Here is a 12,991-nt window from a genome sequence, read left to right as displayed (position 1 = left end):
ATGACCATCTATGACCGATCCGGCGGGGTGGTTCGACCCCTGCACCGCATATTGCTGGCGTTTCCGATCAGCCTCTTCACCTTCGCCCTGTTCACCGACATCGCCTATCTGAAGACGGCGGAGATTCAGTGGACGAACTTCTCGGCCTGGCTCATCACCGGGGCGCTGGTGTTCGGCGGTATCGCAGGCGTCTTCTCCATCATCGATTATGTCATCGGCGCGCGGCGGGGTCGGTCGCGCCTCGGCGTGATTCATCTGGTTGCGCTCGCCCTGGCCTGGGTGCTGGGGCTGGTGAACGCCTTCAAGCACAGTCAGGACGCCTGGAGTTCGGTCGGCGCTTTCGGCCTGATCCTGTCCCTCCTATGCACCTTGCTGGTCTTCGTGGCCGGCTGGATCGCCTATTCCACGCGGGAGACAATCTGATGGACAAGAACCTGCTTGCCGCCAGCGCCGCGACCCTTGCGATGGCGTTGACCGTGGCCGCCTGCGGAAACGCCAGCGATCCCAAGCTGAACCAGACGGGCGGCGCTCCCGACCTGCCAAGCATAGACGAGACCCTGGTTCCGGCCATGAAGATCAGTCCGCCCGCCGGCTGGAACGGCGAGGCGCCCACCGTGCCCCAGGGCTTTACCGTCAGCGCCTTCGCGACCGACCTGAAGATTCCACGGCAGATGCTGGTCCTGCCCAACGGCGATGTGCTGATCGCCGAAGGGCGGGGCGGTCATGCCCCGCGCCTGCGTCCCAAGGACGTGATCGCCGGTTTCATCAAGAAGCAGGGCAACACCAAGATCAAAGGGGGCGACCGCATCACCCTGCTGCGCGACGCCGATAACGACGGCGTCCCCGAACTGCGCGCCGTGCTGGTCGATAATCTGGATGCGCCATATGGTTTGGCCTATGTGGAGGGCTACCTTTACGTCGCCGAACAAGGTGCGCTGACCCGTTTCGCCTTCCAGCCGGGGCAGACCGGTATCGCGACGCGGGGGGAGCGGGTCACAGCACTGCCCTCCCGCATAAACCACCACTGGACCAAGTCCCTGACTGTCAGCGCGGACGGGACCAGGCTCTATGTCGGCATCGGCTCCAACTCCAATATCGGCGAACGGGGACTGGCGGTGGAGGAGGAGAGGGCCGTGGTCTGGGAAATCGACCGCGCGACCGGCGCGCGTCGCACGATCGCCACCGGTATTCGCAACCCGACCGCCCTGGCGATCGAGCCGACCACCGGTCTCCTGTGGTCGGTGGTCAATGAGCGTGACGAACTGGGCCCGCAACTGGTGCCCGACTATCTGACCCAGGTGCGCGACGGCGCCTTCTATGGCTGGCCCTACAGCTATTGGGGCCAGAATGTCGATCCGCGTGTGAGGCCGCAGAAGCCGGACATGGTCGCCAGGGCCGTCAAACCCGATTACGCCCTGGGCTCGCACGTCGCGGCGCTCGGTCTCGATTTCGCGCGCGGCGGCGGCTTCGGCGGCCCGTACGCCGACGGCGCCTTCATCGGCATGCACGGCAGTTGGAACCGTGAGGATCCGTCCGGCTACAAGGTGGCCTGGGTGCCGTTCAGCGGGGGCCGCCCCGTGGGGCAGCCCGTCGATTTCGCCACGGGCTTCCTCAAGGACGGCGAGGCCCGTGGCCGTCCCGTCGGCGTGGCCTTTGATCCTGTGAAAAGGATTCTTCTGGTCGCCGACGACCTGTCCAACACGGTCTGGCGGATCGCCCCATCGCGCTGAGGCGTCTTGGTCGCGAAGCATGATTGAACCGTCGCCGTTCCGGGTCGTTAGCCGACTATGACGATGACGCCCTGGACGCCCTATTGCGGACCCGCGCCCGATCCCATGGATGTGCTGGGACGCTGGAACGGCGATCCGGTGCTTCTGGCGGCGCTGGGCCTTTTCATCGCGGCCGGTGAGTTCCTGACGATGAGGCGGCGCCCCGGATCGCCCTTCTTGCTGGGCGCGGCGGGGGTGCTGGTTCTCGTCTTCATCTCGCCGTTGTGCGCGTTGAGTTCAGCCCTGTTTACAGCCCGTACTCTGCATCATCTGTTGCTCCTGCTCGCTGCGGCGCCTTTGCTGGCTCTGGGGCCGCCCAGGCTGAGGGCGCCGCGACTGGCCTTGGCGACGGCTGTCCAGGCCGTCGTCTTCTGGGCCTGGCACGCGCCTGATCTCTATGCTGCGGCCCTGTCGAACGACCTGGTCTATTGGGTCATGCAGCTGACCATCCTGGGCAGCGCCGTCTGGTTCTGGGCGGCTGTGCGCGCGTCGAACGCCGCAGCGGCGGTGGCGGGCCTGCTGGCGGCCATGCTGTTGATGGGCTTGCTGGGGGCGTTGATCGTATTTGCGGGTCAGCCGCTCTATTCGCCTCACTTCGCCACGACCCTGGCCTGGGGCATGACCCCGCTGGAGGATCAGCAGGCGGCGGGCCTGATCATGTGGGCTCCGGCGGCGGCGGCCTATCTCCTCGTCGCCCTGTGGCGGATCAGCGGCCTGTTCAGCAGCGGGGAGGCGGCGCGTCCGGCATGATCGACCGGCTGATCGCAAAGGCGCTGGAATGGGCGGCGGGCCATCACGACGAAGGCCGCTATTCCCCGGTCGCCATCGTCTTTCACTGGACCATGGCGGGCCTGGTCTTGTTCCAGCTCGGTTGGGGCTGGTGGATGGGGCGGCTGCCGGTCGGCGGGGCCAAGGCGGCGGCCTATGACGTGCATTTCGCCATCGGCCTGCTGATGCTGCTGCTGGTCATCGGCCGCCTGTCCTGGCGGCTGGCGGCGCCCAATTTGATCAATGACGCGGACAAGCCGGGCTGGGAGAGCCTGGCGGCGCACATCACCCACTATGTCTTTTACATCTGTCTGTTCGGCCTGCCGCTGTCGGGATGGGCGATGATATCCGCCACCGCGCGAGACGCCCAGCTGGCTGCGGCGGGTTTGATCCCCTGGCCCTTGCTGCCGATGCAGGATGTCTCCAACACCCAGCTATGGGCGATCGAGGCCGGCGCCGAATGGGTGCATTGGGCCATGGTCGCGGCCCTGCTGCTGATGATCCCGATCCATGCGGGGGCTGCGCTCAAGCACCATCTGATCGATCGGGACGACGTGTTTCACGCGATGCTGCCGGTCGCGCCGCAGCTGCGGCCGAAACGGACGCGCTGGCAGAGGCGCTGGCGGGCGTTGGAGAAACGGGTTGGTCGGACAGCCACTGGGCTATGGCGAGTGCTTCTGCGTCCGTCAGCCTCTGGACGGCGGCAGCCATGACGCCGCGTGGATCGTTGCGGCGCTTGCCGGATCGCCAGCGGTCGATCTGCTCCAGCGTATAGGCGACAGGCTGGCCGGCCACGATCGGCTGGCCTTCACCCGCGCCCTGTCCATTGGGGCCGTGACAGGATGAGCAGGCCGTGACGCCGCGAGAGACATCGCCCCTCCGCCAGACCGGGGGCGGCGTAGCGGCGGAAGGAGAAGCGCTCGTTGACGTCGATGACGGCAAGCCGGCGTAAAAGGCCGCGATGGCGCGACGGCTGTCGGGATCTAGCCCCCTGGCGACGCGGCTCATCACATCATCCGGCCGCAGGCCGCTGGCGTAGTCCTCCATCTGTTTTTGCAGATAGCCGGCGTCCAGCCCGGCCAGGCGCGGCGCTGAGACGCCGTCGCCCTGACCCTGAAGTCCATGACAGGTGAAGCAGGCGTTCGCCGCTCCGCCCGCGCCGCCGCTCATGGCGATGATCTTTCCCGAAGACGAGAAGGCGCGGTCGGTCTCGCCGGGCGCGGCGTCGCACGCGACAAGTCCGGAGCCGGTCAGGATGAGGCCGAGAAGCGTGAGGGGAGGGAGAGCGCGCACCCTGTCCCAACACCGGCTTATGGTCTCGGTTCCGGGGCGGGAACCCCTCAGGCTGCGAAGGATTGGGTTCTGGTGAAGCTGGAGAGGGGCGGGATGCGATCATGTACGGACGATGCGAACCATAGGGGCCTTGCTGCTGGCGACGGGGCTGTGCGCCGCCGTGACGGCCTGCGCAGACAAGGCGAATGCGCCGCGCACCCTGGCCCAGGCCGATGCAGCAGAAGGGCTCAGACTGATCGAGCGTCATGGCTGCGCCGCCTGCCATGCCATACCGGGCGTTCGTTGGCCGCAAGGCCGCACCGGCGGGGATCTGACAGGGGTGGCGTCGCGACCGATGATCGCGGGGCGACTGCCCAACCAACCCGCGGTAATGGCGGCCTTCGTTCGGGACGCGCCGGCCCTGCTGCCCGGTACTGGCATGCCGCCCATGCCTCTGACCGACGCCGAAGCCCGCGATGTGGCGGCCTATCTCTATACGCTCGATGACGATTGAGACGCCCGCCGTTCTGAGCGGCTGGCCGCCGCCTGTGCTGGATCCGGCCGGCCCCTTCGCCGGACCGGTGGCCACCGTCGCCTGGGTCCTGTTCGTCATGGGCGCCGTGGTGCTGATCCTGGTGCTGATCGCGCTCGGCGTCGCCCCGTTCGGACCACCCCGATGGAAGCGGCGGGTCGCGGGCGAGAAGCTGGTCTGGATCGGCGGCCTGGCCTTTCCTGTCGTCGTGCTGACCGGCCTTCTGATCTATGGGCTGAGCGTGACAGCCCGCGTGGCTGACGCCCCGCGCCCCGGCGAAATGCGGGTGCGCGTCACGGGCGAGATGTGGTGGTGGCGCGTGGCCTATCTCGATGATCAGGGCCGCGAAGTCGTTCAGGACGCCAACGAAGTCCATATTCCCGCCGGTCGTCCGGTGGTTCTGGAACTGGAAAGCGCGGATGTGATCCACAGCGTCTGGATTCCGCGTCTGGGCGGCAAGACCGACATGATCCCCGGCCGGCGCAACTTCATGCGACTGCAGGCTGACGCGCCGGGCGTCTATGCAGGCCAGTGCGCGGAATACTGCGGCGGGCCCCACGCCCTGATGGGACTGGTGGTGGTGGCCCATGCGCCGGCCGATTTTGCGACGTGGCGTCTCAAACAGGCCGCTCCGGCGGCGGCGTCGACCTTGCCTGGCGCAGCGGTGTTCACCGCCTCGGGCTGCGGCGCGTGCCATACGATCCGGGGGACGGAGGCCAATGGTCTGGCTGGGCCGGATCTGACCCATGTCGGATCGCGCCAGACCCTTGGGGCCGGCATCCTGCCTAATAACCAGGGCACGATGGCGGGCTGGATCGCCGACAGCCAGGGCATCAAACCCGGCAATCGCATGCCGTCCTATTCCGTCCTGAGCGGACAGGAGCTGCGCGATGTCGCGGCTTATCTGGAAAGCCTCAAATGACGTCGGAAACCGGCTTCGACGTCGACAAGTACGACCGCTTCCCGACCACGGAGCCCCGGCCTGAGGGGGAGCTGGAGCAGCTGGAACAGGCCTGGTGCGGGCCGCGCTCGCCGTGGGAATGGATCACGGCGACCAATAACAACATCATCGGCGTCTATTATGTCGGCGCGGCCATGCTCTTTTTCGTGCTGGCGGGGGTCCTGGCCCTGCTGATGCGGACGCAGCTGGCCCTGCCGATGACGGGCTTCCTGCCCCAGGACACCTACAACCAGATCTTCACCATGCATGGCACGGTGATGATGTTCCTGTTCGCCGTCCCGGCGGTCGAGGCCCTGGGCGTCCTGCTGTTGCCGCAGATGCTGGGGGCGCGCGACCTGCCGTTTCCACGCCTGGGGGCCTACGCCTTCTGGGCCTATCTGATCGGAGGGCTGGCCTTCTTCTGCTCGCTGTTCTTCGGCCTGGCGCCGGACGGGGGCTGGTTCATGTACCCGCCGCTGACCAGCATGACCTATTCGCCCGGAATCAACGCCGACTTCTGGCTGCTGGGCATCGGCTTCATCGAGATCTCGGCCATCGCCGGCGCTATCGAGATCATTGTCGGGGTGTTGAAGACGCGGGCGCCGGGCATGACCCTGGACAAGCTGCCCGTCTTCGCCTGGGCCATGCTGATCTTCGCCTGCATGATCATCATCGCCTTTCCGTCGATTATCCTGGCGACCCTCTTGCTGGAGCTGGAAAGGGCGCTCGGCTGGCCCTTCTTCGACCCGCTCAAGGGCGGCGACCCCATGCTGTGGCAGCACCTCTTCTGGTTCTTCGGCCACCCCGAGGTCTACATCATCTTCCTGCCGGCGGCGGGAGCCATGTCGACCATCATCCCGGCCATGGCGCGCACGCCTCTGGTCGGACATCCCCTGGTGGTCATGGCCATGCTGGCGACGGGCTTCATCAGCTTCGGCGTCTGGGCCCACCACATGTTCACCACGGGCATGCCGCAGATCAGCATCAACTATTTCAGCGCGGCCTCCATGGCGGTCAGCGTGCCGGCCGGGGTTCAGGTCTTCGCCTGGATCGCGACCATGGCGGCGGGCAGGATGCGGTTCTCGACGCCGGGCCTGTTCGCCGTCGGCGGCATGGTCATCTTCGTCATGGGCGGGCTGACAGGCGTCATGGTCGCCATGGTGCCCTTCGACTGGCAGGCCCACGACAGCTATTTCATCGTCGCCCACCTGCATTACGTCCTGATCGGCGGCATGGTCTTCCCGCTGTTCGCCGCCATCTATTATTGGCTGCCCATGTCCAGCGCGCGGCCCCTGAGCGAATCCTGGGGGAAGTGGGTCTTCTGGCTCATGTTCGCCGGGCACAACCTGGCCTTCATGCCCATGCACCTGACCGGGCTGATGGGCATGCCGAGACGGGTTTACACCTACCTGCCGGGGAGAGGCTGGGATCTGCCCAACTTCATCTCGACCATCGGCGCCTTCATGTTCGGTCTGGCCGTCCTGCTGTGGGTCATCGACATGATCCGCAACTTCCGGCCCTTTGGTCGGCGCGAGGCCGGCAACATCCACGATGGCCCGGGCCTGGAATGGCTGCCCAGCGGATTCTATTCGGTGCGGTCGATCCCGGTGGTGAAGAGCCTCTATCCCTTGTGGGACCAGAGGGGGCTGGCCAGGGACGTGGCGGCGGGCCGCTACCTCCTGCCGGGCGCGGCCCGGGGCGAGCGCCAGACCTTGGTCACCAGTCCGCTGAACGCCGAGCCGCAGTATGTGCTGCGGATCCCCAGACCATCGGCCTGGCACGTGTTCGGGGCGGTCTTCACGGCGGGCTTCTTCCTGATCCTGACCGTTCAGGCCTATGCGGCCGCCGTCGTCAGCGGCGTGCTGGCCGTCTACTGCATCATGCGCTGGTGCTGGTTCCTGGACGCGCCTCATGCCCGCAAGACGACTGATATCGGGGCGTCGATCCGCGTGCCCAACCATGTGTCAGGTCCTTCCAGTCACGGATGGTGGGCCATGGTGATCGTCCTGATCGTCGGGGGGATGGTCTGCCTGCTGGCAGGGTTCTCCTATGTCTTCCTGTGGAGCCGACGGCCGGATCTGTGGCAGGCCCCGCCGGACATCAGCTCGTTCATGGCGTCCGTCGGCCTGCTGGTCGTGGCCGGGCTTTGCGCCGGCGCAGCGCCGCGGGCCGTGCGATCGGCGCGAGAGGGAGCGGTTACGGCCGCGGCCGGCTTGCTGGTGCTGGCCTCCGCCGCGGCGATCGCGGCGACGATCCTGGAGGGGAGGGCGTGGTGGGCGACCGGATTGCGGCCGGAGGTTTCCAGCCAGGGGGCGTCGGTCTACGCCCTGCTCGGCTGGGCCGGGACCTTCGCGGCTGTCGGCGGCCTGATGGGGCTCTATGTCGTGCTGAGGCGGCTGTTTGGTCGTCTGGCCGCCGAACGCCCTTCGACGGTGGACCTGATCAGCCTCTTCCTGGCCTTCACCGCAGCCCAGGCGATCGGGGTGATCCTGCTGGTCCGCCTCTTCCCGGGCGGTGCGACATGACCCGCTGGTTGAGGATGACCGGCGGGCTGCTGATCTGGGCCGCGCACTTCGTCGGGGTCTATCTGATTTCCAGCGCCGCCGACGTCTGGTTGTCCAGCGAAGCCGGAAGCGCGCGCTGGATAGGGCTGGCGTTCAGCATGGGCTGTCTGCTCGCCATTGTCGCCATGGGGGCGTGGTTCTGGAGAGGGCGACGCCAGGTGTCCGGTCCGGAGGCATGGGAGCGGCGGGTGGGCCTGACGAGTCTCCTGGTCGCCGTGATCGGCGTCTGCTGGCAGACAGCGCCGCTGGCTTTTTGAACGTCTGCCGCGGACGCGGCTTTGGACTTATGACAATAGGCCACGCTGGACCCTGAGTTTTTGGCCCCTATCCATATTCATCGAAATCTCTCTGTCCTGTCTGATGCGGCCGAGTAAGACGCCTCCTGCCTCCCGCCCGGGGCCGCACGGAATTGGCAGAGCGGCTGGGGCTTAGCGTCGACCGAGGGTATGGCTGTTTGTCACCCCTTACGCCCGACGGTCGGCCCGACCTGTGCGCAGGTCCTGCGCCGCGGCGGTCGCCCGAGCAGATAAGGCGTTCCGATGCACGGGTGCAAAGGGCGGCGGCCGGCTCTGGGGTCGGCTCTGGGGCAGGCTCTGGGGCCGGGTCGGTTATCGGCCCGGCGGCGCCGCCGTCCCGCTGACGCTTCATCTATTTCTTGTCCTGCCGATCTCGAGGCGCTTCAGCATGCTCGGGCGGCCTCCTGCGGAAGACATCCCGAACGCCTGGAGTTCGGCTGCGGCCATCTGGGCATCCTGTCCAGTCGCCTGCCTCCCGGCGCCCGCCCTGATGTGGATTTGGCGTGCAGAGTGATCTGGGAGGGCGCATGCCTGAGGATCTGGTGCGTGAAGATCCTCAGATCGCCGCCCTCAAGCCGCGCGGAGCCCGATACGAGGTGGCTGTCGCGTCTTTCTGTCCGCGTCTGGCCGACCGTCGCCAAAGGCTTCGAGCTTCGCTACATGGCCGACAAGCGGGCGGCCCTTCAGCCTGGGCCAGTCATGTCTCTAATCTGAAACCCTTCCGGACAGCGCGAGGAAGAGGGTCAGCCAAGCTGGGATTAGAGCCCGCCTCCCCATATTCCATCCTCATCATCAGGACGGAGGCGATCATCCATGGCTGGAGGCTGGACCAGGGACGGCGCGGTGCTTGACCAGATTAACGACACTGTCGTTGACGGCGTCCTCACAGCACGCGCTCGTATTCCCAATGGGCCGGGGCGAGACGCCTGTCTCGAATGTGGCGACGCCATTCCCGAAGCCCGTCGCCGCGCCATGCCAGGGGCTGCGACCTGTGTGTCCTGCCAGTCCGGCAGGGACGCGCGGATTGTGACCGTCGGCATCAACCGGCGCGGAAGCAAGGACAGTCAGCTGCGCTAGGAGCCGCGCAGTGAGGTTGCGTCGATAAGGCTGCTGGACGGGAGAAGACCTTCTTCTATCCATCAGTTCTTGAACGCCTGGGCTGCTTCTGCCGTCGCTAGCTCCGCCGCCTGGAAAAGGCGGATGTGTTGGCGGCGCGCACCCAAGAGATGCGCGAGCACGGCTTTTGGAGCTTCGGTCGCGCGAGGCGTCTACCCGTCAACTCGGGGAAACGCGACGACGATGTCGACGTTCGATGCCTTGGGCGCCTGAGGCCTCTCCAGCACGCTTGTGTCCGGTATCGGCCATTTGGGACCCGCCCGACTTCCCCGAACGTAGAAGTCTTCATGGCGACCTATGATTTCATCTTGAGCGGCGTGGACTCCGAGACGCCCCTTCAGGGCGCGGCGTCCACGGACGCCGATGCCTGGCGGGAGGCCATCCTCTTCCTTTCGGAGATGTTGCGCGAGAAGCCTGTGCGGGAAGGCGGCGCCTTCTCGCTTCAGATCATTGTCCGGAACGAAGGTCGGGAAATCTGCCGGGTCGGCGCTTCGGCTCATTAGAGCCTGGGCCAAAGGGGCGAAGAAGACGGCCGGTTACGCCAAAGGGGGGGCAATCACGGAGCCGGCCGTCTGCCGATCTTCTCCCCAAGAAGGATCTGCACCAGGACAACGTCGCGTCCGCCGTCGCCGCTCCCTCCGTCGGGTTCCGGACTTATCGCCTCGTTTGGGGAGGGAAGCGGCCCTTGAGGCGGGCTTTTCCCTGGGGCCTGGAGCGAGACGGACGGTCCGGCGTTGCTCCGGAAGTCATCAGGAGCAGACACATGAGCATGCACGACCAGGCCTTCAGAACTGTGGAACTCCCGGCGCTTCCGGGAAAACTGGGTGAGATCGACGCTCTTCTACAGGCGGCCAGATCCTCTGGCGCTACAGCCGGCGAGCGCGTCGTGCTCCAGCAGATAGCGCGTATTATCGACCGCTCTTCTGGCGGTCACATCTACCAGAAGCCGCTCGGCTGAGCGGCGTCTTCCACGCTGTAGCGGCGGGTCCGGCGCAATGTTCAAAACCCGACATAACTTCAGAATGCGGACTTTATCGACGATTTCAGCCCGTTTCCGAGCAATTTTGGAGGGTTCCGCTGGAGGTGTTGAAATTTCGGTCGGCAACTCTTCGGGGGGGCATTGCTTGAAATCGCTCACAACGAAAGGCGCTTGAATGAAGCTGTTAATTCCCGCTCTCGCCGCGACGGCGCTGATGCTGACCGCGTGTGGAGACAATTCTTCCGATCGCGGGCAGGTTGAGGGCCCCGTGGTTTCGGGGTCTGAAACGCCGCGCAATCCAGCCGTCGATACGGGCGGCGGCGATACGCTTACACCGGGAGCCAACTCCTTCACGGAGGCTCAGGCGCGTTCGGCGATCGAGAAGCAGGGCTATGTCGTCGCCGGCCCGTTGAGCCAGGACGCCCAGGGCGTGTGGAGCGCGTCCGCCACCAAGGATGGCGCCGAGGCCGTGGTCTCGGTCGACTACAAGGGCGTGGTGAGCGCCGCCGTTCCGGGTCGCTGACCCTTCAACGACAACTGATAATCAAAGGAGCTCTCATGCCTGTTGTTACGCGTCTGTTCGACCACCACACCGAGGCCTTGGCCGCCGTCTCTGAACTCGAGGCCGCCGGCTTTGATCATTCGACCATCAGCATTGTCTCCAACAATGCGGAAGAATGGCATGATGGTCATCAACACAAGGACCATGCCGGCTCCGCCCTGGGCGACAGGAATGGCGACGGCGTCAACGACGTCGGCGAAGGGGCGGGCAAGGGTGCGGCTGCGGGCGGCGCTATCGGCGCCGGCGTCGGCGTTCTGGCCGGCCTGGGCATGCTGGCGATCCCGGGCCTGGGGCCGGTCGTTGCGGCGGGTTGGCTGGCGTCGACGGCTGTCGGCGCCGCGGTGGGCGCGGCGGCCGGCGGCGCGACCGGCGGTCTTCTCGGCGCGCTCAAGGAAGCCGGCCACAGCGACGAAGACGCCCACGTCTATGCCGAGGGCGTCCGGCGCGGCGGCACCCTCGTCAGCGTCCAGGCGTCCGATGCGGATCGTGCCCGGATCGAGACCATTCTGGACAATCGTCGCGGCCTGGATGCTGTCACCCGAGGCGGCGTCTACCGCCAGGCGGGCTGGACCGAGTTCGATCCGCGGGGTGAACCCTATAGTCCGGAACAGATCAGAGCCGAACGCGCGCGCTACCGCTGACGCGGTTCAAAAAACCCGGGGCGTCTCTCCTGACCGGAGCGACGCCCCTCTTTTGTCGGCGACTGCAGTGTCGCCCAGACGACATTTCCCGCCTGCGGCGGGGATTTCGGCGTTCCTGGTCCAGGCAAGGGTCGAAGACATGGGCGTCGTCATTTCTTTTCCAGACAGGGTCCGCCCAGGTCGCAGACGGCGCGCCTTGAGGTTAGCGGTTGTCGGCTTTTGCGCTGGCTTGCTCGTCGCGGCAGGCGTCGTGCTGGCGGGCCAGGATCTTCTTCGAGGAGGACGGGGCGGCCTCCTGAACGAGGCGGCAGGCCGCTCAGCATCGGTCGCTCCGGTCCACCCTGATCAGGCGGCTGTATCCCGTTGATGAGCATCGTTGGAGACCAAGCTTGCAGATTCCGCAGGGCGTTGCGGGCCGACGACCATGGTCGCCGAGGGCGTCCTGCTGTCGCCGCAGCCGCAGGACACGGCGCGCAGACCGGCCAGGTCGAGGATCTGGACCCGTCCACGTCCGAACCGGACCAGACCGAGGGACTGCAGGCGTCCAGCGGCGGCGTTGACGCTGGTCCTCTGCACGCCGAGCATGGCGCCGAAATCGGCCTGGGTCAGCCGGAGGGGCGCGCCATTGGCCCCGCAATGGAGCCGGACCAACCACTTCGCCAGCCGCTCCTGGACCAGGTGCGAGGCGTTGCAGGCCGCTTCGGCGGCCAGCCCGCTCAGTCGTCTGGAAGACTGCCGGGCGACCAGACGGTTGAGCCAGTCGCGGCCGAGGCCGTCGACGACGCAGTCAGCGGGCACCCGGCAAAAGGTGGTGTCGATCAGGGCTCTGGCCGTTGGCCGGCCGGCGTCGGGCTCAAGGGCGTGGTCCCATCCATGAACCGACCCGGCGACGACGGTCGCGACGCAGATGCGGTCGCCATGCGGGAAGAGGCCCAGAACGCCTGCGAGAACAAAGGAGAGAAAGCCGGTTTCCACGAGGGGCTGGCCGGCAGGGATCGTCATCAGCCTGCTGCGAGCCTGTGCGATCGACTGGATGCTGCGCGGGAGCGCCTGGAAGACAGGATGGTCGACCAGGTCCAAGTGCGGTCGATGAAGACCGCAACCGGTATTGGTGAGGCTGATCATAGTTTGCATGTCGGACTCCTGAGCGCAGAGTGACGCCCCGGGCACAAGCCGCACTTACATGGGTTAGGAATAGCGCGAGGAAGTCTGAAATGCGCGAGCAGCCGATGTCGTCTTTTTCGCCAAGTCCGGCTCAGTGCATAAGGAACGAGCGCCCAGGCTTTGAATTCATCTTCGGGACCCGGAGGCGATATGACTCTTTTCACCATTTGCTACAGCGCACGCGGGACCGGCGTGCTGAGAACCGAGCGCCTCCTGGCCGACGAGCAGGCGGCTATCGCACAGGTGAAACGCCGGTTGGGCGCGAGCAGGACGTTTCAGGAAGCCAGGGTGTTCGAGGACGGGGAACTGCGGTTCAAGGTTTCGTCGGACCCCTGTGGCGTGTCGTCGGAGGCCGGCGGGCCCAGTTGGAAATCTTGACCCAAGGCCG

At 66.3% G+C, this 12,991-nt stretch carries 15 protein-coding genes and 1 pseudogene; 14 read left to right on the top strand and 2 right to left on the bottom strand.

What is annotated here, in order from left to right; translation table 11 throughout:
- From ACFYLW_RS07465 to ACFYLW_RS07450, 4 genes are read left to right on the top strand one after another with little or no spacing between them, the layout of a single operon-like run.
- The gene (locus tag ACFYLW_RS07465; RefSeq protein ID WP_312062888.1) at positions 1–423 is read left to right on the top strand and encodes a DUF2231 domain-containing protein; all 423 of its coding nucleotides are present in this window, start codon (positions 1–3) and stop codon (positions 421–423) included.
- Positions 423–1,730 carry a sorbosone dehydrogenase family protein gene (locus tag ACFYLW_RS07460; protein ID WP_313471982.1) on the top strand — a complete coding sequence of 436 codons (1,308 nt, stop codon included), beginning with the start codon at positions 423–425 and terminating at the stop codon, positions 1,728–1,730. Before ACFYLW_RS07465 ends, ACFYLW_RS07460 begins: the two co-directional genes overlap by 1 nt.
- Before the next feature lie 57 nt (positions 1,731–1,787).
- Positions 1,788–2,519 (top strand): cytochrome c oxidase assembly protein, encoded by a 732-nt coding sequence (locus ACFYLW_RS07455; protein ID WP_312062891.1) that lies wholly within the window; start codon positions 1,788–1,790, stop codon positions 2,517–2,519.
- Positions 2,516–3,250, top strand: a complete 735-nt coding sequence (locus tag ACFYLW_RS07450; RefSeq protein WP_312062893.1) for a cytochrome b — start codon at positions 2,516–2,518, stop codon at positions 3,248–3,250. Before ACFYLW_RS07455 ends, ACFYLW_RS07450 begins: the two co-directional genes overlap by 4 nt.
- On the opposite strand, the pseudogene ACFYLW_RS07445 reads toward ACFYLW_RS07450, so the two are convergent.
- Positions 3,246–3,707: pseudogene (locus ACFYLW_RS07445) on the bottom strand (c-type cytochrome); the annotation flags it as partial. The gene ACFYLW_RS07450 and the pseudogene ACFYLW_RS07445 overlap by 5 nt on opposite strands.
- A gap of 235 nt (positions 3,708–3,942) precedes the next feature.
- Between ACFYLW_RS07445 and ACFYLW_RS07440 the strand changes: the two are divergent.
- The 9 genes from ACFYLW_RS07440 (at position 3,943) to ACFYLW_RS07400 (ending at position 11,439) form a co-directional block, all read left to right on the top strand.
- Complete coding sequence (locus ACFYLW_RS07440) at positions 3,943–4,323, top strand: c-type cytochrome (protein ID WP_312062894.1); 381 nt, start codon at positions 3,943–3,945, stop codon at positions 4,321–4,323.
- A complete protein-coding gene (locus ACFYLW_RS07435; RefSeq protein WP_390182940.1) occupies positions 4,313–5,263 on the top strand; it encodes a c-type cytochrome in 951 nt (316 codons plus the stop codon). The genes ACFYLW_RS07440 and ACFYLW_RS07435 overlap by 11 nt, the downstream gene beginning before the upstream one ends.
- Positions 5,260–7,806, top strand: coding sequence for a cbb3-type cytochrome c oxidase subunit I (locus ACFYLW_RS07430; protein ID WP_312062897.1), 2,547 nt, complete (start codon positions 5,260–5,262; stop codon positions 7,804–7,806). The genes ACFYLW_RS07435 and ACFYLW_RS07430 overlap by 4 nt, the downstream gene beginning before the upstream one ends.
- Complete coding sequence (locus ACFYLW_RS07425) at positions 7,803–8,102, top strand: hypothetical protein (RefSeq protein ID WP_312062898.1); 300 nt, start codon at positions 7,803–7,805, stop codon at positions 8,100–8,102. The genes ACFYLW_RS07430 and ACFYLW_RS07425 overlap by 4 nt, the downstream gene beginning before the upstream one ends.
- An 852-nt stretch (positions 8,103–8,954) precedes the next feature.
- Positions 8,955–9,218, top strand: coding sequence for a DksA/TraR family C4-type zinc finger protein (locus ACFYLW_RS07420; RefSeq protein WP_300195080.1), 264 nt, complete (start codon positions 8,955–8,957; stop codon positions 9,216–9,218).
- 326 nt (positions 9,219–9,544) lie between these two features.
- A complete protein-coding gene (locus ACFYLW_RS07415; protein WP_312062902.1) occupies positions 9,545–9,760 on the top strand; it encodes a DUF6894 family protein in 216 nt (71 codons plus the stop codon).
- Positions 9,761–10,020: 260 nt separating this feature from the next.
- Positions 10,021–10,215 carry a hypothetical protein gene (locus tag ACFYLW_RS07410; protein ID WP_312062904.1) on the top strand — a complete coding sequence of 65 codons (195 nt, stop codon included), beginning with the start codon at positions 10,021–10,023 and terminating at the stop codon, positions 10,213–10,215.
- Between the two features lie 289 nt (positions 10,216–10,504).
- Positions 10,505–10,759, top strand: coding sequence for a hypothetical protein (locus ACFYLW_RS07405; RefSeq protein WP_390182939.1), 255 nt, complete (start codon positions 10,505–10,507; stop codon positions 10,757–10,759).
- Positions 10,760–10,794: 35 nt separating this feature from the next.
- Positions 10,795–11,439 carry a hypothetical protein gene (locus ACFYLW_RS07400; RefSeq protein WP_313105902.1) on the top strand — a complete coding sequence of 215 codons (645 nt, stop codon included), beginning with the start codon at positions 10,795–10,797 and terminating at the stop codon, positions 11,437–11,439.
- A 345-nt stretch (positions 11,440–11,784) separates the two neighbouring features.
- Here the strand turns inward: ACFYLW_RS07400 and ACFYLW_RS07395 are convergent, their stop codons facing one another.
- Entirely contained in the window at positions 11,785–12,564 is a 780-nt protein-coding gene (locus tag ACFYLW_RS07395; RefSeq protein WP_312065288.1) for a Crp/Fnr family transcriptional regulator, read from the bottom strand.
- 189 nt (positions 12,565–12,753) lie between these two features.
- Between ACFYLW_RS07395 and ACFYLW_RS07390 the strand changes: the two genes are divergently transcribed.
- On the top strand, positions 12,754–12,981 hold the full coding sequence (locus ACFYLW_RS07390) for a hypothetical protein (protein ID WP_312065287.1): 228 nt from the start codon (positions 12,754–12,756) through the stop codon (positions 12,979–12,981).
- The last annotated feature ends 10 nt before the right edge of the window (positions 12,982–12,991 follow it).

It is taken from the genome of Brevundimonas sp. NPDC007368 (assembly GCF_042869015.1).
Classification (GTDB): Bacteria; Pseudomonadota; Alphaproteobacteria; order Caulobacterales; family Caulobacteraceae; genus Brevundimonas.
The sequence above is the reverse complement of the archived record's forward strand: the minus strand, read 5'-3'. Positions and strand labels throughout refer to the sequence as shown.